The 20,191-nt window shown below is 61.6% G+C and carries 20 protein-coding genes; 15 read left to right on the top strand and 5 right to left on the bottom strand.

The genetic code is table 11. From position 1 onward, the window contains the following. Positions 1-88: 88 nt before the first annotated feature. From N3J91_15700 to N3J91_15680, 5 genes are all read left to right on the top strand, one after another. The gene (locus N3J91_15700) at positions 89-976 is read left to right on the top strand and encodes a hypothetical protein (GenBank protein ID MCX8157858.1); all 888 of its coding nucleotides are present in this window, start codon (positions 89-91) and stop codon (positions 974-976) included. Between the two features lie 85 nt (positions 977-1,061). After that, positions 1,062-1,928 (top strand): DUF481 domain-containing protein, encoded by an 867-nt coding sequence (locus N3J91_15695; protein ID MCX8157857.1) that lies wholly within the window; start codon positions 1,062-1,064, stop codon positions 1,926-1,928. Between the two features lie 56 nt (positions 1,929-1,984). Beyond that, on the top strand, positions 1,985-2,869 hold the full coding sequence (locus tag N3J91_15690) for a rhomboid family intramembrane serine protease (protein ID MCX8157856.1): 885 nt from the start codon (positions 1,985-1,987) through the stop codon (positions 2,867-2,869). 12 nt (positions 2,870-2,881) lie between these two features. Further along, on the top strand, positions 2,882-3,331 hold the full coding sequence (locus tag N3J91_15685) for a tetratricopeptide repeat protein (GenBank protein MCX8157855.1): 450 nt from the start codon (positions 2,882-2,884) through the stop codon (positions 3,329-3,331). Next, entirely contained in the window at positions 3,328-3,612 is a 285-nt protein-coding gene (locus tag N3J91_15680) for a hypothetical protein (protein MCX8157854.1), read from the top strand. The genes N3J91_15685 and N3J91_15680 overlap by 4 nt, the downstream gene beginning before the upstream one ends. 20 nt (positions 3,613-3,632) lie before the next feature. Here the strand turns inward: N3J91_15680 and N3J91_15675 are convergent, their stop codons facing one another. From N3J91_15675 to N3J91_15660, 4 genes are all read right to left on the bottom strand, one after another. Then, entirely contained in the window at positions 3,633-4,022 is a 390-nt protein-coding gene (locus tag N3J91_15675) for a response regulator transcription factor (GenBank protein MCX8157853.1), read from the bottom strand. Between the two features lie 3 nt (positions 4,023-4,025). Further along, entirely contained in the window at positions 4,026-4,286 is a 261-nt protein-coding gene (locus N3J91_15670; protein MCX8157852.1) for a hypothetical protein, read from the bottom strand. Between the two features lie 151 nt (positions 4,287-4,437). Continuing rightward, positions 4,438-5,739 carry a Gfo/Idh/MocA family oxidoreductase gene (locus N3J91_15665; GenBank protein ID MCX8157851.1) on the bottom strand — a complete coding sequence of 434 codons (1,302 nt, stop codon included), beginning with the start codon at positions 5,737-5,739 and terminating at the stop codon, positions 4,438-4,440. A gap of 52 nt (positions 5,740-5,791) precedes the next feature. Continuing rightward, positions 5,792-6,571 carry a 2-phosphosulfolactate phosphatase gene (locus N3J91_15660; protein MCX8157850.1) on the bottom strand — a complete coding sequence of 260 codons (780 nt, stop codon included), beginning with the start codon at positions 6,569-6,571 and terminating at the stop codon, positions 5,792-5,794. 92 nt (positions 6,572-6,663) lie between these two features. Here N3J91_15660 and murB point away from each other — a divergent pair, with 92 nt between their 5' ends. The 4 genes from murB to N3J91_15640 all read left to right on the top strand — a co-directional run bounded on the left by murB (position 6,664) and on the right by N3J91_15640 (position 12,644). Next, positions 6,664-7,692 (top strand): UDP-N-acetylmuramate dehydrogenase, encoded by a 1,029-nt coding sequence (murB, locus tag N3J91_15655; GenBank protein ID MCX8157849.1) that lies wholly within the window; start codon positions 6,664-6,666, stop codon positions 7,690-7,692. Positions 7,693-7,919: 227 nt separating this feature from the next. Next, positions 7,920-10,442: an ATP-dependent Clp protease ATP-binding subunit gene (locus N3J91_15650; protein MCX8157848.1), complete on the top strand. Its 2,523-nt coding sequence runs from the start codon at positions 7,920-7,922 to the stop codon at positions 10,440-10,442. A gap of 132 nt (positions 10,443-10,574) precedes the next feature. Continuing rightward, positions 10,575-11,972: a Gfo/Idh/MocA family oxidoreductase gene (locus tag N3J91_15645; protein ID MCX8157847.1), complete on the top strand. Its 1,398-nt coding sequence runs from the start codon at positions 10,575-10,577 to the stop codon at positions 11,970-11,972. 54 nt (positions 11,973-12,026) lie between these two features. Continuing rightward, positions 12,027-12,644, top strand: coding sequence for a YceI family protein (locus N3J91_15640; GenBank protein ID MCX8157846.1), 618 nt, complete (start codon positions 12,027-12,029; stop codon positions 12,642-12,644). 56 nt (positions 12,645-12,700) lie between these two features. On the opposite strand, the gene N3J91_15635 is transcribed toward N3J91_15640, so the two are convergent. Next, complete coding sequence (locus tag N3J91_15635) at positions 12,701-14,347, bottom strand: sigma 54-interacting transcriptional regulator (protein ID MCX8157845.1); 1,647 nt, start codon at positions 14,345-14,347, stop codon at positions 12,701-12,703. Positions 14,348-14,706: 359 nt separating this feature from the next. Here N3J91_15635 and N3J91_15630 point away from each other — a divergent pair, with 359 nt between their 5' ends. The 6 genes from N3J91_15630 (at position 14,707) to N3J91_15605 (ending at position 20,180) form a co-directional block, all read left to right on the top strand. Then, the gene (locus N3J91_15630) at positions 14,707-15,405 is read left to right on the top strand and encodes a hypothetical protein (protein ID MCX8157844.1); all 699 of its coding nucleotides are present in this window, start codon (positions 14,707-14,709) and stop codon (positions 15,403-15,405) included. A 262-nt stretch (positions 15,406-15,667) separates the two neighbouring features. Further along, a complete protein-coding gene (locus N3J91_15625) occupies positions 15,668-16,657 on the top strand; it encodes a MoxR family ATPase (GenBank protein MCX8157843.1) in 990 nt (329 codons plus the stop codon). Then, the gene (locus N3J91_15620; protein ID MCX8157842.1) at positions 16,654-17,535 is read left to right on the top strand and encodes a DUF58 domain-containing protein; all 882 of its coding nucleotides are present in this window, start codon (positions 16,654-16,656) and stop codon (positions 17,533-17,535) included. Before N3J91_15625 ends, N3J91_15620 begins: the two co-directional genes overlap by 4 nt. A gap of 76 nt (positions 17,536-17,611) precedes the next feature. Continuing rightward, positions 17,612-18,205, top strand: coding sequence for a hypothetical protein (locus N3J91_15615; protein ID MCX8157841.1), 594 nt, complete (start codon positions 17,612-17,614; stop codon positions 18,203-18,205). Continuing rightward, positions 18,202-19,173, top strand: a complete 972-nt coding sequence (locus tag N3J91_15610) for a VWA domain-containing protein (GenBank protein ID MCX8157840.1) — start codon at positions 18,202-18,204, stop codon at positions 19,171-19,173. Before N3J91_15615 ends, N3J91_15610 begins: the two co-directional genes overlap by 4 nt. Then, positions 19,155-20,180 carry a VWA domain-containing protein gene (locus N3J91_15605; protein ID MCX8157839.1) on the top strand — a complete coding sequence of 342 codons (1,026 nt, stop codon included), beginning with the start codon at positions 19,155-19,157 and terminating at the stop codon, positions 20,178-20,180. Before N3J91_15610 ends, N3J91_15605 begins: the two co-directional genes overlap by 19 nt. The last annotated feature ends 11 nt before the right edge of the window (positions 20,181-20,191 follow it).

Raw genomic sequence — 20,191 nt, 5'->3', positions numbered from 1 at the left:
CTGCGCGCGAGTATAACGAATCTCGCCGGCAAGTAAAAAGTTCTTTTGCCACTTGGCACCCCTCCTCCGGCGGGGGTACAATACCGGCGTGCGTATCATACGGTGGATATTCCTCCTCGGATGGTTGAACCTGACACTTTCCGCGCAAGTGACCGTGGAGCTGCGTTGTGCCCAGGAGCAATACCTGCTGGGCGAGCCGGTGGTCATGCTCGTGGAAATCAGCAATCAATCCGGTCAGGCCCTCGACTTGGGCAAGGAACCCGACTGGCTGACGTTTGCCGTCGAAATGCGCAACGGCACCCCCGTCCCCCAGCCCGGCAAACTGAGCCTGCCCGGCCCTTTTCGCCTGGAATCCGCCCAGTTGGGCCGCGTGCGCGTGGACTTGGAGCCGGCCTTCCGTCTGGACAAACTGGGCAATTACCTGGTAGCCGCCACTCTGAAGGTGCCGGGATGGGCCGACCCCATCGCCAGCGGGACGGCCAGCTTTACCATCATCCGCGGCACCGTGCTTTGGGAGCAGGAGTTTGGGATGCCTGCAGATCCCCTCGCGCCCGCCACCAATCGCGCCCCCGAAGTCCGCAAATACACCCTCTTGCAGGCCAACACCGTCAAACAGTTGCGCCTTTACGTGCGCATCAGCGATCCGGCCACTGACAAAATCTATGCCACCTTCCCGGTTGGCAACCTGGTTTCCTTCGGCCGGCCCGAGCGCCAGATTGACCGCTTCAGCAACCTCCATGTGCTGCATCAAAACGGCGCGCGCACCTTCAATTATGTGGTCATCAATCCCTCCGGCCGGCTGGGCCTGCGGGAAACTTACGAAGTCACCACCAGCCGCCCGCGGTTGCGCGCCGATGCCGATGGCAAGGTCTTCGTGAGTGGCGGCCAGCGCCGCCCCTCCCCCTCCGACCTGCCCCCGCCCGACCCCCAGTCTTCAACGCCCAACACCAATGATGTTGCCTCTCCGAATAATTAGGCGCTTCGCGATTTTCACCTGGCTTCTCCTCCTTTTCTGTCCCGACAGCCGCTGGCTGCGCGCGGCAACCAGGGAGGCCCTGATATTGCAGTTAAAAAATGGCGACCGCCTGAGCGGTGTGGTGGTGGAGGAAACCCCACAGCGCCTGGTGCTGAGCAACGCCTGGAATCCGGCCATCGCCGTGGAGGTTGCCGCCATCGTGCAACGCCAAACCCCGGCCAACGAAGCCGCCCCGGCCGGCACTTTGCCGGTCACCGCCGCCCTCCCTGCCACCAACCAGAGCAGCGTTCAACCTAAAAAGCCCTCCCCCTGGCGTGGCGATTTGCAAGTGGGCGTAGATTTGCGCCGCGGCGAGCGCGACAGCGCCCTTTATCACAGCCGGCTCAAACTGGGTTATGTCCAGGGCCGCTTCCGCTCGCTGGCTGACCTGCACTACGCCTATGGCAAAACGGACGGCACGCTGAATGCCAACCGCGTCGAGGGCAGCCTCAAAACGGACTTTGACCTCAGCAAACGCATCTTCGTTTATAACTACCTGGATGCGCTCTTTGACGAAGTGCGCAAAATCGATCTGCGTTACCAGGTCGGCCCCGGTCTGGGCTATCACCTGCTCATGCAAACCAACCTGGTCCTGGATCTGGAAGCAGGCGGCTCCTATGAAAACGAGCGCCGCAACGACGGCAGCCGCCGCGACAACTTCTCCGTCCGCCTCGCCCAAACCCTGCAATGGCAGATCGCCGAGCAGTTGCGCCTGGAGGAGTCGGTGGACTTTTACCCGCGTTTTTCCCCCTTGGATGACTTCCGCGTCCGGGCCGAATTGAGCCTGCGCTACTTTTTCTACAAGCGCCTCAGCCTCAACCTCAGCGTGCTGGACATTTACGATCGCACACCTGCCGCAGGGGTTTCTCGCAACGACCTTCAACTGCGCACCACCCTGGGTGTAACATTCTAGGGGAGGGCAAAAATGCGCGTTGAATTTCGCCCTTTTTTGCGTAACTTCAAGATATCATGCTGAGTGATCGAGCCTATATGCGTGAACCGGAAGGTGCGGGCTTCCGGATCTGGCGCGCCAGCACCCTGCTCATGCTGGCCATGGTGGTCTGCTTTGCCCTTCAGCACATCAACGCAGCCTACATTCGCAAGCCCGACTATTACTTTTATCTGGCGCTCAGCCCCGATGGCATCCGGCAAGGGTACTTGTGGCAGCCGGTCACCTATATGTTCCTTCATGTCGGTCTGTTCCACCTGCTGTTCAATCTGCTCGGCATTTACTTCTTTGGCCGGGTGGTGGAATCCTACCTGGGCTGGAAGAAATTTCTGGCCATCTTTTTTGCCGGCGGCATCATGGGCGGCATCCTCCAGACCGTGCTGGGGTTTTTCTGGCCCGACTGGTTTGCCGGCAGCCATTACGACCGCCTCCTGCAGCCGGCCGGCGAGGTCTATGGCTCCTCGGCCGGAGTATGCGCCCTGCTGGCGGTGTTCTGCCTCCTGGAGCCACGAGCCACCATCTTGTTGTTCTTTCTCATTCCCCTCCAGGCCTCCTATCTCCTTTATGGCTCTCTGGCCATTGCGCTCTTCTTTACCGTCGTCCCCACAGACCCGGGAGTCGCCCATGCCGCCCACCTCGGCGGCCTGTTGACCGGCATGGGGCTGGTCAAAATCGGCTTCCACCAGGAGTATGGCGGCCTGTGGAATCGCCTCCCCAACCCACGGGACTGGCTGCCCCGGCGCAGGCACCCAAGCCCGGCCACCCCGGGCCGCGCCGCTTCAGATTTCCCCCGCAGCGAGGAGATTGATCCCATTCTCGACAAAATCTCGGCCCAGGGGATCCACAGCCTCACCGCCGAGGAGCGCCGCATTCTGGAGGACGCCCGCAAAAAAATGGCGCGCTAGTCCACTCATCCCATGGCCAACCTGCAGGAACAATACGACGACGCCATGTTTGATTTCAGCATGGGCGACTTTGACTCGTGCATCGCCAAGCTGAAAGCCATCCTGGCGGAAGACCCCAACCATTTTGACGCCCAGCTCTCCCTGGGCATGGCCTACTGCCGCAAAGGCGATTATGCCAAGGCCATCGAAGAAGGCCACAAAGCCGAGCAAATGCGCCCCCAGGAGCAACTGGTGCACACCAATTTGAGCCTTTTTTACATGCGTGCCGGTGACAAACAGAAAGCGGAGCACCATGGGCTGCAGGCCCGGATCGCCTCCTGGCGGGGCAACATGGCCCCGCCTCCCGCACCCGGTGCCGCTCCCGCGGATGACCCCGAACTTAAAATGGCCCAGGCGCCTCCCCCGCCCCCCGTTAAAATGAACGTCAAAGTCCCGGACATGCCCTGGAAGAAAAAATCATGAAAACCGCCTACGAACTGGCCATGGAGCGGCTCAATAAAACCGCTCCCCTGACCCCTCTCACCCCCGAGCAAAAAGCCCGCCTCGCGGAGCTGGACGCCGAATACAAAGCCAAAATTGCCGATCGCGAGATTTTCATTCAGGGCAAGCTTGCCCAGGCCCGCGAACGTGGAGACTGGGAAGCCATGGACGCCCTGGAAAAACAACTGGCCGGCGAACGCAAGGCCCTCCTGGCCGAGCTGGAGGAAAAGAAGGAAAAAGTACGCCAGCAGGGCAAAAAGTAATCCGCCGGCGGATGGCCCCCTTATAACGAGGCCATTGGCAACGCGCTGAGCACCTGCGGCACCCGGTCAAACTCCTCGGATTTGATCAGATAATAACTGGCCCCCAGCGCCTTGCAGCACAACCGGAATTCCGGCGTGTCGTAGTTGGTCAGCACAATGGTGGTGACCCGCAGCCGGTGATGACGCACATGCCGCAACAGGTCCATCCCCGTGCCGTCGGGCAGATCAATGTCCACAATGACCACATCCGGCTGGTTCTCCTCCACCGCCCGCAAGGCCTCCTGCACCGATGACACATCGGCCACCACCCGCACCCGGGAGTGCTCGGACAGCAAATCCTTCAGGCGGCGCCTTATGGGCGCCGAATCCTCCAGCAGCACCACCCGCAGGTCTGCGTCCGGTTCTCGCATGTCTTAAAAGTTGACCATCGGACCGGCTGCCTCATGATGGCAAACCACCGGCAGCAACGGAGAACTCAAGGCCCCCGCGGCAATTAACATCCCATGCGCACAAGGCGCCTGCCGGGCCTTCTGCCGCTGGGGCGGCTCTCCGGCCGCTTCGTTGCCCGCCACCCAGATCGCCACCGATGGGATTCGCACCACCGGCACCGGCCAGCGGGGGTAGCTCTCGCGTCCAATCTCGATGGACAACGTGCGCATGACTTTTGCTTTCATACTCATATTGACGGAAAACGCACACCCGAATGAAGCGGAGCGATGCCTGAAAAGCGTGTCATCCAATCACCGTCGCCTTGTCGGGTGATTCTCCGACAAAACCACCCCCCTTCCCCACACCCGGCCTTCCGATAAGGAAAGAAAGGAAGGCTCAAAGAAGCTGGGTCTTCCCGGGAATATACACCGGATAACTGCCATCCGGCCCCGGTTTGACCGGCGCCTCCATGCCCTCCTTGCATTCTTCCGGCGGCGGCGGATAGGCAAAGTTGGAAGCATTGATTTGCTCCCACGTCACCTCCTTGCCGGTGTAACAGGATATCTGGCCCATTACCGCCATCATCGTGCTCCGGCACATGTATTCCCCATTGTTGATGGGCTCCCCGGCCCGGATGGCCGCAAACAGCCGGTCATGCTCCACTTGATATGGATCACATTGCCCCTCCCACCGCCAGTTCGTCTCCCCGCTGATTCGGCAGCCCATGATGTTGGCGCGGCCCTTGGTGCCAAAAACCAGGCTGGAATACTCGTCGTAACAAAAGGTCGTCGTCCGGCAAAACGCATACAGGCGGATGTTGTTCGGAAAGAGATACACCACCGCGTGATGATCAAATACATTGCCGTATTTCCCTTCCACCATCGTCGAGCGTCCACCCATCCCATGACACCGCAGCGGCGCCGCGTCTTTCATGCACCAACTGGCGCGGTCCAGATTGTGCACCAGCGACTGCACCACATCATCGCCGCTCAACCACACAAAGCGGTACTGAATGCTCACCTGCCATTCCAGCTCCGAGTGTTTGGGATTGCGATCGCCCAGCCCGTACGGCGCGCGCAAAAAGTTTTCCTCGATGGACACAATGTCCCCGATCGCCCCGTCGTGAATGCGCTTGACCGTTTCCTCGTAACCCGCGTGGTAGCGGCTGTGCAGACCGGAGACCAGACAAAGCTTTTTCTCCTTCGCCAGCTCCGCGGCCGCCTTCATCAGCTTGACCCCCGCCGGATCAATGCCGTGCGGTTTCTCCGTGAACACGTGCTTGCCCGCCTGGATCGCGGCCATGGTGTGCAGCGGGTGAAACTTGGCCGCATTGGCAATCAGGACCACATCGGAAGCCTCAATCACCCCCTTATATCCCTCGAAGCCGCTGAAACAATGGGCATCGTCCACCTCCACCTGCTCCGGCTTTTGCGCCTTGAGGGCTTCCCGTTTGTTGTGGACCCGATCCAGAAAGTAATCATGCATCGCCACCAGCCGCGCCCCCTTGTCGGCCGTCAGGGCCTGCAAGGCCGCCCCGCTGTTGCGGCCGCCGCAGCCGATCATGCCGACTTTGATGACATCCCCTCCCGCTGCATGGGCAAAACGGGACAGGTCCACAGCCGCCAGCGTGGCGGCGGCGGTGGTGGCGGCGCTGGTGCGTAGAAAGGAACGACGGCTGAGAGAACGTGCGGTTTTCATGGCATTGCGTGTGCCCCTACGTTAACGCATCACCCCGCCATTCCAAGCAAAATCAGTCACAGCCGCTCGCCGGCTCCAGCCGTCGCACCAACCCTTGTTCATCCATCACCGCCACCAAATCCAGCTTGTTCATTTCCAGACAGGCCGCCACATCCCCGGACAGCTCAGGGTGGGCCAACAACTTGCGCCCATTACGGGCAAGCCTCATGGCGGCCAGCAAATCGCTGCGGTGTTGCGCATAAAGCTGCAATGCCACCTGAACGGCATCACTCGCCGCCGCCCGCGGAGCGTCTCGCAACAGCAGCTCGGCCAGGCCGCCTGCCGCCAACACGTCCTCCAGGGCCATCTCTTCAAAGGTCCCCCCGCAGACCAGCAGCACCCGCCCATAAGCCCGCCGCCGCAACTCCTCCGCGACGGCGCGTAAATTAAGGAAGCCCCCCACCAGAATCAGCGGCGCGCGGGCGCAGGCCCTCAAGGCACGAGTCCCATTGGTGGTGGTGCTCACAATCAGGCGGCCCGTCACGCGCTCGGCGGTGTATTCGCGGGGCGAGTTGCCCAAATCAAACTCCACCCCCCCCGTCAGCCCGGCGTGGATCCGCAAGCCGTCCCGCTCCCCGGCCAGCAACACCTCCGGATGCCGCCGCCGCCATGCCAGCGCCTGCGGAATGTCCTCCACCGGCACAATGGCCGTGGCGCCGTTGGCCAACGCCGTCAACATGCTTGAGGTGGCCCGCAATACATCAAAAACCACGCAGGCCGTACCCGAAAGATCCCGCTCCCGCAACGCCTCAAATTCCGCCGGACTGAAGGTGGCATCCAGATATTCCATCATGCGGGCCAGAGCTTAATGAGGCCCTTCCGCCCCTGTCCATGAAGTTCTGCGCGCTTGCCAGCGTGCCTGCAGAAGTTTAGCGTGAGCCTTCCATGGCGTTAAACATCCGGGAAAATGAACCGCTCAGCCGCCATACCACCCTCCGTGTGGGCGGCCCGGCCCGCTTCTGGGCGGAAATCCAATGCCAGACCGACCTCCAGGAGGCAGTCGCCTGGGCACGGCAGGCCGGCCTCCCCCTCTTCGTGCTGGGCGGCGGCAGCAACGTGCTGGCCAGTGACGCCGGTTTCCCCGGCCTCGTGCTGCACATGACCGCTCGCGGCGTCACGATGGCCGAGTCCACGGGCAATCACGTGCGCGTCATTGCTGAAGCCGGCGAGGAGTGGGACGCCCTGGTGGCCCAGGCCGTGGAGAACAACCTGGCCGGCTGGGAAACCATGGCCCTCATTCCCGGCACCCTCGGCGGCGCCGTGGCCGGCAATATTGGCGCCTACGGCACCGAAATCAAGGACACCCTGGAATGGGTCGAAGCCGTGCACCTCCACGACGGAAGGCTGGCCCGCTTGAGCCTGAGCGATTGCCAGATGGCCTACCGCCACAGCTTTTTCAAAACCCCCGCCGGCCGCGCGTGGGTGGTCATGCGCGCCAGTTTCCTTTTGCAAAAAGCCGGGCCTCCCCGCGTGGTTTATCCCGAGGTCCGTGCCCGCCTGTCCCATCCCCATCCCACCCTCGCCGAGGTACGGCAGACCGTCATCCAAATCCGTCAGTCCAAATTGCCCGACTGGAAAACCGTGGGCACGGCCGGCTCTTTTTTCAAAAACCTCCTGCTCCCCGCCGCCGAGTTTCAGCGCCTGCGCTCCCGGTACCCCGACCTGCCGGCCTATCCCGAAGGGGAAGGATGCATCAAGGTGCCGCTGGGGTACATTCTGGATAAAATTTGCGGCCTGCGGGGCTGGGGCCGGGGCAAGGTGCGGCTGCATGAACGCCAGGCCCTGGTGCTCATCAATGAAGGCGGCACCGCGGCCGACATCGTACTCCTGGCCCGGGAAATCGAGGAGCGCGTCCGCGCCATCACCGGCCTTGCCATTGCCTGGGAGGTCGAACCCCTGGGCACGCTGGACTGAGCACGGACGCCAGCCCGTCAAACCCGGAAAAAACCTCGACATCACCCAAGTGCCTATTGATTTTTTGACCAACTCATAGGATGTTATGGCGGGTTGGCTGTCGCGGGTTTGCCCCCGCCCGCAGCCGGCCCGCGTGGCAGCTAGCTAAAGTGAAGCAGGCGGGTATCCCAAAAGCTCCTTTAGACGCTGGACAAACCAGCCAACGCGCCACACTTTATTGAGGTACTATGGCAGATGAATCAATGAGCAATTTCACGCCACGGGCCCAGCAGGTGCTGGCGCTCGCGCGCAAGGAAGCCGACCGGTTCAATCACAACTTTGTGGGAACCGAACACCTCCTCCTTGGCCTGATCAAGCTCGGCCAGGGCGTGGCGGTCAATGTGCTCCAGCGCATGGGGCTGGATTTGGAAACCCTGCGCATGGAGGTCGAAAAACTCGTCGGCACCGGCCCCGACCAAAAGGTGGTGGGCAACATCCCCTACACGCCCCGCGTTAAAAAAGTGCTGGCCCTCGCCAGCAAGGAGGCCAAAGCCCTCAATCACACCTATGTGGGCACCGAGCACATCCTGCTCGGCCTCCTGCGCGAAGGGGATGGTGTGGCCGCCCGCGTCTTGAAAAACCTGGACGTGGATTTGGAACAAACCCGCCAGGAAATCCTCAAAGAGCTGAATCCCGATTTCCAGGGGCAGGAGGAAGCCATGCCGGGTGAAGCCCAGGAAAAAGGCCCCAGCCCCGCCGCCCCGGCTCCGGGCGAGAAAAAAGGCGAGGTGAAAACCCCCGCCCTCAAGGCCTTCGGACGCGACTTGACGGAGATCGCACGGCGCGGCGAGCTGGACCCGGTCATTGGCCGCAAGGCGGAGATCGAGCGCGTGACGCAAATCCTCTGCCGCCGCACCAAAAACAACCCCGTGCTCCTGGGGGAGGCCGGCGTGGGCAAAACCGCCATCGTCGAAGGCCTGGCCCAGGAAATCGCCCGCGGCAACGTGCCGGAGCTGCTGCGCGACAAGCGGGTCATTACCCTCGACCTGGCCCTCATGGTGGCGGGCACCAAATATCGCGGCCAGTTCGAGGAGCGCATCAAGGCGGTCATGGATGAAATCCGCCGCTCCAAAAACGTCATCCTGTTTATTGACGAGTTGCACACCATCGTGGGCGCCGGCTCGGCCGAGGGCACCATGGACGCCTCCAACATCATCAAGCCCGCCCTCAGCCGCGGCGAAATGCAATGCATCGGCGCCACCACCCTGAACGAGTACCGCAAGTACATCGAAAAAGACGCCGCCCTCGAACGGCGCTTCCAGAGCGTCAAGGTCGAGGAACCCTCCATTGAGGATGCCATTCAAATCCTCAAGGGACTGCGTCCCAAATACGAAGAGCATCACAAGGCCGAAATTACCGACGCCGCCATCGAAGCCGCCGTCAAACTCTCGGCGCGGTACATCACCGACCGCTTCCTGCCCGACAAGGCCATTGACTTGATGGACGAAGCCGGCGCCCGCGCCCGCATCGCCGCCATGACCCGCCCGCCGGAGGTCAAGGACCTCGAAACGGAAATCGAGCGGATCAAGGGGCTGAAAGAGGCGGCCATTAAACAGCAGGACTACGAAGGTGCCGCCCGCTTCCGCGACCAGGAAAAACAGGCCAAAGAGAAACTCGAGGCCGTCCTCCTGGCCTGGAAGGCCAACCGCGAGGAAAAACGCGTCAAGGTGGACGAAGACGACATCCTGCAGGTGGTCAGCCGCTGGACGGGCATCCCCCTGCGCCGCATGGAGGAGGGCGAAGCCCAGCGCCTCCTGCACATGGAGGAAGAGATGTCCAAGGTGGTCATTGGCCAGCGCGAAGCCGTGGCGGCCGTCTGCAAGGCCCTGCGCCGCTCCCGCGCCTCGCTCAAGGACCCCAAACGGCCCATCGGCACGTTCGCCCTGCTGGGCCCCACCGGCGTGGGCAAAACGCTCCTGGCCAAAACCCTGGCCGAATCCATGTTTGGCGACGCCAAGGCGCTCATTCAGCTCGACATGAGCGAATACATGGAGAAATTCACCGTCTCCCGCCTGGTGGGCTCCCCGCCAGGCTATGTGGGCTATGAGGAGGGCGGCCAGCTCACCGAGCAGGTCCGCCGCCGCCCCTATTCGGTCGTGCTGTTTGACGAGATCGAAAAGGCCCATCCCGACGTGATGAACATGCTCCTCCAGATCCTCGAGGAGGGCAAACTCACCGACAGCGTCGGCCGGGTGGTCAACTTCCGCAACACCATTGTGCTGCTCACCTCCAATGTGGGCGCGGAAACCATCCGCAAAAATTCCACGCTCGGTTTCTCGCCCATCAGTGATGAAACCAGCTACGAAAAAATGCGCGAGAAAATCATGGACGAGGCCAAACGCCTCTTCCGCCCGGAATTCCTCAACCGCCTGGACGACATCATCGTGTTCCGCTCGCTCACCAAGCCGGACCTGATCGCCATTCTTGACCTGGAGATCAACAAGGTTTGCGAGCGGCTCAAACACCGCAATTTCACCTTGCGCCTGGACGAAAAAGCCAAGGACTTCCTCGTGGAAAAGGGCTACGACCCGCAATACGGCGCCCGGCCCATGCGCCGCGCCGTGGAGCGGTACCTCGAAGACCCCCTGGCCGAGGAGATTCTCAAAGGCTCCTTCCACGACGGCGAACCCATCCTGGTCACCGTCGAGGGCGATAAGCTGCACTTCTCACAAACTGCGCCCGCCGCCGGCAGCCCCGGCGCCCTGGCATGAGTCCGGTGCAGCGATTGCCAGCCCACTTGAAGGCTCCCGCCTGAATAAGCGGGAGCCTTTTTTTGTCTAATCGGTAGAAGATAAAATAATGTTGTGGAAATGGCCCCACAGCCCTTGTTAGGATGAGCGGATATGAAACAATTTGAAGTTATGCATGCCAATCACGAGTCGAACTTTAACCGGCGCGACTTCCTGCGCGGCACCTCCTTTGCCACGGTGGCCGCGCTCATGGGCGGCGTGCGGCTCATGGCCGCCGATGCCCCGGCCGGCCAGGAGGCTCCTAAGGTAAAAAAACCGCCGGTGCCCTGTGGCATTATCGGCCTGGGCGCCCAGGGCCGCGAAATCATGACCGCCCTCAACCGCCTGCCCAACGCCCCCATTGCGGGCATTTGCGACACCTACGCGCCCATGATTAAACGCGCCGCCCAGCTCGCCCCCAATGCCAAATCTTATAACAACTACCAGGAGTTGCTGGCGGACAAATCCATCAAGGCCGTCTTTGTCGCCACCCCCACCCATAAACACCGGGAAATCGTGGAAGCGGCGCTGGCCGCAGGCAAGCACGTCTATTGCGAGGCCCCGCTGGCCCATACCGTGGACGATGCCCGGGCCATTGCCGCTGCCGCCAAAAAACGCCCGCACCTGAACTTCCAGGCCGGTCTCCAACGCCGCGCTGATCCCCAAAATCCCTTCACCCTGAAATACCTCCGCGCCGGCGCCGCTGGCAATTTTGTGCGCGCGCGCGCCCAGTGGGCCCAGAAAACCTCCTGGCGCCGCTCCGCGCCCAACCCCGAGCGCGAGAAGGAGCTTAATTGGCGGCTCTACAACGACACTTCCCTCGGCTTGGTGGGCGAGGAGGGCATCCATATCATGGACCACATCACCTGGTTCCTCGGCATGCGGCCCAAGTCCATCCAGGGCCATGGGGGCCTCCTATACTGGAACAAAGACAACGATGACCGGGAAGTGTATGATACCGTCCAGGCCGTCATTGAATTCCCCAACAAGGTTTTCTTCACCTTCGACCTCGGCCTGGTCAACTCCTTCGAGGGCTCCTATGGCATCCTCTACGGCACCGATGCCGCCGTTCTGCTCCGCGACAACAGCGCGTGGATGTTCAAGGAAGCCGATGCCCCGCTGCTCGGCTGGGAGGTCTATTGCCAGAAGGAGGATGGCGTGGTGTACAAGGAAGTGGGGTTGTCCATGCGCATGGACAACACCAAGATCCTCAAGGATGCCGTGGTCAATGAGCCGTACATCGCCACCTCCATGCTGAAGTCGGTGGAGGCCTTCATCGGCAATACCAACACCCTCAGCGCCGCCATGGAAGACTTCGAGATGATGGGCGGCGAATTGAAGGACACCAAGGCTGTCGAGGAATACCGCAACAGCGATTCCCTCAAGAAGGCCTGGCTCGCCGCCGCCGACTGGTCCGAAGGCCTCATGGCCACCGTCATGGCCATCAAGGCCAACGAAGCCATCGTCAAAGGCGAGAAAATCACTTTCAGCAAAGAATGGTTCCAGGTGTGAACCTGACCGACCACAAACCTTTAACCTTAAAACACACTAGAAAGGAAAAACGACATGAAACGCATGAACATCGTCCTGCTCACCGGTTGGGCCTTGCTGGCCGCGCTCACGGTCTCGGCGCAATCCCTGACCCGCTTCACCAGCACCCCCGGCAGCAAGGTGACCATTGATGGCACTTCCAACATCCATGACTGGACCGTCGAAGGCAACGTCATCGCCGGTTACTTCGACGTGGACAAGGCGGCCCTCCAGAAAGGCGCCCCCGGCACTCTCAAAGCCGCTGTGGCCGTCAAAATCACCGTCCGCTCCCTCAAGAGCGGCAAGGAGAAAATGGATGAAGTGATGCAGGAGCACATGAAGGCCGATCAATTCCAGTTCATCGAATACAAACTCGGCGAATTGAAGGTCGTCAAGGGCAGCCTCGAAAAAGGCCTCGAATGCGAATCCACCGGTGAGCTGACCGTCTCCGGTGTCACCAAGAAAATTACGCTGCCCGTCACCATCACCAAGGTGGACGACGAGAAAATCAAGATTGTCAGCCCCAAGGTCAACTTGAAGATGACCGACTTCGGCATCAAACCGCCCGAACCCAAGCTCGCCATGGGATTGATCAAGACCGGCGACGACGTGAAGGTCGGCGTGGAATGGATGCTCAAGGAGCGGAAGGAGTAGCCCTGAGCCAAACCTTTCCCGCTTTGCCGCGAAGGCCTTGCCGCCCTCGCGGTTTTTTATTTCCCCCCGCGGGAGGGACGCCGCAGACCCAGTTTCTGCATCCGCGAAGCCAGCGTCGTCGGCTTGATCCCCAGCAGAGCCGCCGCCCCCCGCGGCCCATGCACCCGCCAGCCCGTGGCCTCCAGCGCCGCCCGTAAATTTTCCCGCTCCAGCTCCCGCATCTGCGCCTCGGTCAAAATCCCCCTCGCTCCCGAGCGGACGGGCACGGCACCCGCTGGCTGGGGTGCGGCCACCTCCAGCTCCGTCCCCGGCAAATCCAGAGCCAGCCGCCCACCGCGCGCCAGAATCACCGCCCGCTCAATGACATTTTGCAGCTCCCGCACATTGCCCGGCCAGTCGTAACTCTGCAGGCGCATAACATCCGCCGCGCTCAACGGCGGCTCGGCCATCCCCAAACGTCGGGCCGCCAAACGTAAAAAGTGGGATGCCAATAGTGGGATATCCTCCAATCGCTCCCGCAACGGCGGCACCTGGATGGGAAATACGTTCAGGCGATAAAACAAATCCGCCCTGAACCGCCCCGCCGCCACTTCCGCCTCCAGATTTCGGTTGGTCGCCGCCAGAATCCGCACATCCACCGTCCGCGTGCGATCCTCCCCCAGGCGCTCGTACTGACCTTCCTGCAACACCCGCAAAAACTTGCCCTGCAGTTCCAGCGGGATTTCCCCCACCTCGTCCAGAAATAAGGTGCCACCGTCCGCCGCCTCAAACCGCCCTGCCCTTTCTTTCAAGGCGCCGGTGAAGGCCCCTTTGGCATGGCCAAAAAATTCGCTCTCAAACAGCTCCCGGGGCACCGCCGCGCAGTTGACCCGAATCAAAGGACGCCCCGCCCGACGGCTGCGCCGATGCACCTCCCGCGCCACCAGCTCCTTGCCCGTGCCAGACTCTCCCAGAATCAATACGGTGGCCTCCGTGGGAGCCACCAGCTCGATCCGGCGCAGGACCTGGTGCAAGGCGCGGCTCTGCCCCACCAGCTCCCCAAAACTCCGCGCCTCCCGCAGCTCCTCCTGTAAATAGGTGTTCTCCAGCTCCAACTGCGCCCGCAACCGCTCAATCTCCTCAAACGCCCGCGCATTCACCAGCGCCACGGCAATCTGATCCGCAAAAATCCGCAGCCAGGCCGGCCCCAGCTCGGGCGTCGGAATCCGCGTAAAAATGGCCAGCACGCCCAGCACCTCGTCATGATGCAGCACGGGCTGGCCGTTGAAGCCGTGAATCCCCTCCAAAATCGCCCACTCCGGCCGCTCCAGCCACCCAGCATCCTCCGCCAAATCCTTCACCACCAACGCCCGCCCGCTCTCGCCAATCTGCCCAATCTTGCCCCAACCCAGGGGGATCCGCTGGTAGTCGCCATCCAATCGCGCCCAATCAATCGGATCAGTGTAGGGCCGCCCCGCACTGGCCACCAGATGCAAACACCGGCTCGGATTGCCACATTCCTGACGCAATCGGCAACGCCCGCAACGATCCCCCTTGTCCACCAGCCAGATCCTAGCCAGGGCCACATGCGGACGCTCCGCCATCAACGTCACCACCCGCCGCATCAACTGATCCACCGACCGAATCTGCGCCATCTCCAGCAGCCGCTCGCGCAGCGAGTCAAACTCTGGCTGATAGTCCGCGCCAAGTCTCAGGGTATGCATGAAATGTTAAAACCTTTAATCCCCGTCATCCTTCATGGGTAATACCCACCCAAGCCACCACCCTCCCAGCAACCCGCCGTGTTTGCTTGCAAGCACCTATCCAAACCCCACGGACGATACCACCCTTCTGAACAGATTCAACGATATTTCGTAAATAAAAATGCACATGACTACGAAAAGCCGTATATTACGATATTTCGTTGTTTTCATTTTTGTTGTTATTTTATGAAAATCATTGCAGGAAAGTTATTTAACAATAATTTCTCCTTTGGCATCCTTCCTGCCTATCCCCCCAACTGCGGTTGCTGGTTACTGGTCCGTAAACCGCAGCATTGAACATACGAAATCTGTTTGACATTATGAACTGCACCTTTGCCATGAGAATGAAAGTCACCGTCGCTGATGACGCGGAAAAGCTCTACGTGCATCAGCTCTTTGCACTTTGCGATTTTTTGACGGTGCGTGCCCTCAACCCGTTCTTCGCCCGCCATGGGGTCACTTGGGACGAGCAGTTTGCCGAGTTCTTTGTCCCCGCCCCCGGCAGCAATCCGTATGATCCAACCGGCATCATTCACTTCTTCCCCCCGGCCATGTTTGCCGGGCAGTTGGGCGAATTGGAAAACGCCATCCGCGACGCCCTCAAGGAGGTCCGCATCATCGCCGGCCCCTTTGAGCCTGAGTATTTCCCGGATGGCCGCACTGTGAAGCTCATGCGCATTCCCATCCTGACCAACCCCAATGCCAACAGCGGCCCTCCGGAAGTGGTCATGTCCGACATCGCCGCCCACCTGGTGCTGCGGGATGTGTTGGGCTTCACCAAAAAACAGGGGGTCTATGAGATGGATACCGCGGAACTGTTGCGCCGCGTGGAGGAGGTGACCGAGGAAAAAGTTCTGCAATGCGCCTCCAGCCCGCTGCGCGACCCCAACGCCCCGCGCGGCGTGCGCCGCATGGCCAGTCCGGTGGTGGCAAGCATGATTCATCGGTGCCTGGGCGAGTTGCGCAACTTCGCCAACTGGGCCCTGGCGCATCATCATGCCCGCGTGCGAGTGTCTTGAATCCGTGCCCGGCTTGCCGGTCATCAGGCTACGACAAACCGCGCTTCTACCGCACAGGAAGCGCGGTTTTTTTGAATAAGCCGGGGCCGGGACAAGTCCAAACTGCACACGCCTTGTCACGGAACCGTTGCTTTACAACCGGTGCGGGGGATGTTGAACTGTCCGCCAGTTCGCCCTGTGGAAAAGCCATGCCGTCGAAACCCGGCTGGGAGCAACAGCGCTTGTGTCAGGCGCGCGGGGAACAAGGGCAGAGAACATCAATATGAAGTCTGAAATTGAAGATTTGAATCGCACCATTCAGGGGCTGCATCCCCTGATCGAGAACATCCGCCAGCAAATCGCCAAGGTCATCATCGGCCAGCAACACATGATTGACCGCATGTTGGTGGGGCTCCTGGCCAACGGGCACATCCTGCTGGAAGGCGTGCCCGGGCTGGCCAAAACCGCCGCCATCACCGCCCTGGCTCAATGCATTCACGGCCAGTTTCAACGCATTCAATTCACGCCCGACCTCCTGCCCAGTGATTTGATCGGCAACCTGATTTACGTGCCCAAGGACGGCTCGTACATCACCAAGAAAGGTCCCATCTTCGCCAATTTCGTGCTGGCCGACGAAATCAACCGCGCTCCGGCCAAGGTGCAAAGCGCCCTGCTTGAAGCCATGCAGGAGCGGCAGGTGACCATCGGCGAAACCTCCCACCCCCTCCCCTCCCCCTTCCTCGTCATGGCCACGCAGAATCCCATCGAGCAGGAAGGCACCTACGCACTGCCCGAAGCGCAGGTGGACCGTTTCATGCTCAAGGTGGTGGTGACCTATCCGAACGAGGAGGAGGAAAAGAAAATCATGCACCTGGCGGCCAAAACATACCGCCTGCCCCCCCTGGCGCCGGTCATTGAGCCGGAGAAAATCCTCGAGATGCGCAAGCTGGTGGATCAAATCCACGTGGACGACCAGATCACCGAGTACATCATCCGCCTGGTGTTTGCCACCCGGCAGCCGGCCAAATATGCGCCCCCGCTGACCGGGAAGATTCGTTTTGGCGGCTCGCCGCGCGCCACCATCTACCTCAACCTGGCCGCCCGCGCCGTGGCGTTTCTCAACGGCCGCGGTTACGTCACCCCGCAGGATGTAAAAACCATCGCCATGGATGTCCTGCGGCACCGGGTCATCACCACCTTTGAGGCGGAAGCCGATGAAGTGACCAGCGAGCACATCGTGCAACACCTCCTGGATCACATCCCCGTGCCATGATCCCCCGCGAATGGCTGCGCAAAATCCGCCGCATTGAATTGCGCACCACCCTCCTGGTGGAAAACCTCATGGCGGGACAGTATCGCTCGGTCTTCAAGGGCCGCGGGATGGACTTCGACGAAGTCCGCCCCTACGAGGCGGGCGACGAGGTGCGGCGCATTGACTGGAACGTCACGGCCCGCACCGGCATCGTGCACATCAAGAAATACATTGAGGAGCGCGAGCTGACGGTGTTGCTGGTGGTGGACGTCAGCGCCAGCGGCAATCTGGGCTCCACCCACCAGAGCAAACGCGAAACCGCCGCCGAGCTGGCCGCGGTTCTCGCCTTCAGCGCCGTGCTGAACAACGATAAAGTGGGGCTGCTGCTCTTCTCTGACCGCACGGAACGTTACCTCAGCCCGCGCAAAGGCCGCCAGCACGTCCTGGCCATGATTGACCTTATCCTCACCTACCGCCCCAAAAGCCAGCGCACAAACATCGCCGCCGCGCTCAACCGCGTCTTTCACGCCCACTCCCGCAAAGCTGTCATTTTCCTGATTTCGGATTTCATGGATCAAAATTATGAACGGGCGCTCAAGGTGGTGGGACGCAAACATGATCTAATCGCCGTGCCAATCCTGGACCCGGTGGAGCGCGAGCTGCCGGACATCGGCTGGGTGGCGTTTGAAGACGCCGAAACCGGCGAGGTGGTGGAACTGAACACCGCGGAACCCGAAACACGCGCCTGGTTTGCCCAAAATGCCCTCAAGCTGCGGGAGCGCACCCGTGAGCACCTCCGGCGCGCCGGTCTGGACTCCATTGAGGTGGAAACCGACCGGCCCTACCTGCGCTCCTTAACCCGTTTTTTCCACACCCGCTACCATCGGATGCACCCCTGATGCCACCCGCCGTCCCCCATCCAGATTCCGCCTGCAGGCCCCAGAGACCTGGCCGCTGCACCTTTAATTGGCGCACATGACCCATACCAACATCATTGATGATTTGCAGTTGCTGGAGCCGCCCGGCCCGCTCCCCTTGTGGCTGCAAATCCTCATGGGCGCCGTCGCCGCCGGACTGTTGGTTTATCTGATCTGGCGACGCCGCCGGCAGCAGCGTCTCGCCCTCGCCCCCGAAGTTGAGGCCCAGCAGGCCCTGGAAGATGCCCTGGAGGAGCTGGAAAAGGCGCATCGGCAGCTTAGCCGGGAAAACTGCCGCCCCTACGCCATCTGCGTCTCAGGCATCGTGCGCCGCTACATCGAGCGTCGCTTCAATATCCACGCCCCGCGCCGTTCGACGGAGGAATTCCTCGCCGAGGCCCGCAACGCCCCCGAACTGGCGCCCGCGCACCAGGAAAAATTGGGGCAATTCCTGAAATGCTGTGATTTTCTTAAATTCGCCCGCGGCACGGCGGAAGTGGATGAACTGGAGCTGCTCCACCAGGCGGCGGTGATTTTTGTGACCGAGACCCAATTCAAGCCCTTGACCCCGGCCGAGCAGCAGGCCCGCCGCGCCGCCGACGCCAACGCCCCCGCCGCCACGCCAGCGCCCAACCCGGAGGTGCGCCCATGAAAGAGCTGCAGCCGTGGTTGGAGACCTTCCGCTTTGAATCCGCGTGGCTGCTGCCGCTGTTGTTGCTGGTGCCCTTGTGGGCCTGGCTCCGCGGCCGCTGGGCCCCCATTGCCGCGGTGCCCTTCTCCACCGGTGAACTGCTCAAACCCGCCGCCCAAAGCACCCGTTTCCGCCATGGCCGGTGGCTTTGGTGGTTTCGTTTGCTGGCGCTGACGCTGCTGATCCTCGCCCTGGCGCGCCCGCAGGTCGAAAAAGGCATGAAAGATGTCGAGGCCAAAGGCATCAATATCATGCTGGTGCTGGATTTCTCCAGCACCATGAACAAGCGCGACTTCACCATGGACGGCCGCAAGGTGACCCGCGCCCAGGCCCTGATCAAGGTCATCAGCGAGTTTATGCGCGCCCGCCCCAAAGACCGGCTCGGTCTGGTGCGCTTCGATGCGGAGGCCTTCCTCGTCAGTCCCCTGACGCTCGATCATGATTACCTGATTCAACGCATTGCCACCGAGAAAAACGGGCGCGGCACCGCCCCCGGCTCCGGCGTGCTCATTGCCACCGAGCACCTCCTGCCCGCCACCAACCAGACCAAGGTGATCATCCTGGTCAGCGACGCCGAGCAGGTGAATCAGGGTCCACCGCCCAAGGAAGTGGCCCGCGCCATCGCGCCGCTGGGCGTCCGGGTACATGTGATTCAAATCATTGATTTCAGGGAGATGGCCACGGTGAATCTCGCGCAAAATGAAATGGCCCAAATGGCCAGGCTCACCGGCGGCCAGGTCTTCCAGGTGGCCGATTTCTCCGGCCTGCGCAGCGTGTATCAGCAGATTGACCTGCTGGAAAAGGCCAGCTTCAAGGAAGGCCAGCAGCGGATCTATCGTGAGCTCGCCCCGTGGCTGATGGCCGCCGCCGCGGCGCTGCTGCTGCTGGAGTTTGTCCTGGCTCATACCTTATGGCGGAGGCTACCTTAAAATTCGCCGAGCCGTACTGGCTCCTATTGTTGCCCGTGGTCCTACCGGCCGCCGTCTGGCTGTGGCGGTGGGCGGCGGCACGGCGGCGCGCCTTGTTAAGCCGCGTCATGGCGCCCCGCCTGCAACAACAATTCCTGCAGGCCGTCAACTATACCCGCCGCCGGCAAAAGCTCGTCTTCCTGCTGGGTGGCCTCACCCTACTCATTATTGCCCTGGCCCGCCCCATGCTCGGCAACCGCGAAGTCCGCGTCGAGCTGCCCGGCATTGACTACTTCATCGCGCTGGACATCTCCCGCAGCATGCTCGCCGAGGACGCCGCCGGGACCAACCGCCTCACCGCCGCCAAGCGCGCCCTGACCCAGTTGCTGCGTCTGCCTTCCGGTGACCGGGTGGGTTTGATTGCGTTTGCCGGGGAAGCCTTCCTCATTTCGCCCATTTCCCAGGACCACGGCGCCATCGAGCGATCTCTCCTGGCCCTCACCACCACCTCCGTTTCCAAGCCCGGCACCGACATTGCGGCCGCCATCGAGCTGGCTTTGAAATCCTTCGAGGCCAAACAGGAAGCCGGCAAGGCCATCCTGATCGTCTCCGACGGGGAGGAATTGCAGGGCGATGCCATCCTTGCCGCCCGCCAGGCGGCGCAACAGAAAGTGGCCATTTTCACCCTGGGCGTGGGCAGTGCCGCCGGCGCGCGCATTCCCGATCGTACCTGGGGCCAACCGCTGCGATTCGCCAAAACCGAGTTTGGCCGGGAGGTGGTCTCGCGCATGAACGAGCGCGTGCTGCAACAGGTGGCCGCCGCGGGCCGGGGCGCCTATGCCCGCCTGGAAGATCAGCAGGGGAAAGCCTTGCTGGAGCTTTACGAGCAACATCTCAAGCGCCTGCCCAAGGGTACGCACGTCCGCAAATCCACCGATCCGCAGGACATCTATCAAATCCCGCTCGCCCTGGGCCTCCTGCTGCTCTTAATTGAGGGGTTGCTAAACGAACGGCGTCGGGTAACTTAATTCCATATCCC

The organism is Verrucomicrobiia bacterium, from assembly GCA_026414565.1.
In the GTDB taxonomy this organism is placed as follows: domain Bacteria; phylum Verrucomicrobiota; class Verrucomicrobiia; order Limisphaerales; family Fontisphaeraceae; genus Fontisphaera.
The sequence above is the reverse complement of the archived record's forward strand: the minus strand, read 5'-3'. Positions and strand labels throughout refer to the sequence as shown.

Bases quoted from the DNA above. Each gene is read 5' to 3' on its own strand.
- N3J91_15690 (MCX8157856.1), top strand. From the start codon at position 1,985: ATGCTGAGTGATCGAGCCTATATGCGTGAACCGGAAGGTGCGGGCTTC.
- N3J91_15685 (MCX8157855.1), top strand. From the start codon at position 2,882: ATGGCCAACCTGCAGGAACAATACGACGACGCCATGTTTGATTTCAGC.
- N3J91_15680 (MCX8157854.1), top strand. From the start codon at position 3,328: ATGAAAACCGCCTACGAACTGGCCATGGAGCGGCTCAATAAAACCGCT.
- N3J91_15675 (MCX8157853.1), bottom strand. From the start codon at position 4,022: ATGCGAGAACCGGACGCAGACCTGCGGGTGGTGCTGCTGGAGGATTCG.
- N3J91_15670 (MCX8157852.1), bottom strand. From the start codon at position 4,286: ATGAAAGCAAAAGTCATGCGCACGTTGTCCATCGAGATTGGACGCGAG.
- N3J91_15665 (MCX8157851.1), bottom strand. From the start codon at position 5,739: ATGAAAACCGCACGTTCTCTCAGCCGTCGTTCCTTTCTACGCACCAGC.
- N3J91_15660 (MCX8157850.1), bottom strand. From the start codon at position 6,571: ATGATGGAATATCTGGATGCCACCTTCAGTCCGGCGGAATTTGAGGCG.
- murB (MCX8157849.1), top strand. From the start codon at position 6,664: ATGGCGTTAAACATCCGGGAAAATGAACCGCTCAGCCGCCATACCACC.
- N3J91_15650 (MCX8157848.1), top strand. From the start codon at position 7,920: ATGGCAGATGAATCAATGAGCAATTTCACGCCACGGGCCCAGCAGGTG.
- N3J91_15645 (MCX8157847.1), top strand. From the start codon at position 10,575: ATGAAACAATTTGAAGTTATGCATGCCAATCACGAGTCGAACTTTAAC.
- N3J91_15640 (MCX8157846.1), top strand. From the start codon at position 12,027: ATGAAACGCATGAACATCGTCCTGCTCACCGGTTGGGCCTTGCTGGCC.
- N3J91_15635 (MCX8157845.1), bottom strand. From the start codon at position 14,347: ATGCATACCCTGAGACTTGGCGCGGACTATCAGCCAGAGTTTGACTCG.
- N3J91_15630 (MCX8157844.1), top strand. From the start codon at position 14,707: ATGAACTGCACCTTTGCCATGAGAATGAAAGTCACCGTCGCTGATGAC.
- N3J91_15625 (MCX8157843.1), top strand. From the start codon at position 15,668: ATGAAGTCTGAAATTGAAGATTTGAATCGCACCATTCAGGGGCTGCAT.
- N3J91_15620 (MCX8157842.1), top strand. From the start codon at position 16,654: ATGATCCCCCGCGAATGGCTGCGCAAAATCCGCCGCATTGAATTGCGC.
- N3J91_15615 (MCX8157841.1), top strand. From the start codon at position 17,612: ATGACCCATACCAACATCATTGATGATTTGCAGTTGCTGGAGCCGCCC.
- N3J91_15610 (MCX8157840.1), top strand. From the start codon at position 18,202: ATGAAAGAGCTGCAGCCGTGGTTGGAGACCTTCCGCTTTGAATCCGCG.
- N3J91_15605 (MCX8157839.1), top strand. From the start codon at position 19,155: ATGGCGGAGGCTACCTTAAAATTCGCCGAGCCGTACTGGCTCCTATTG.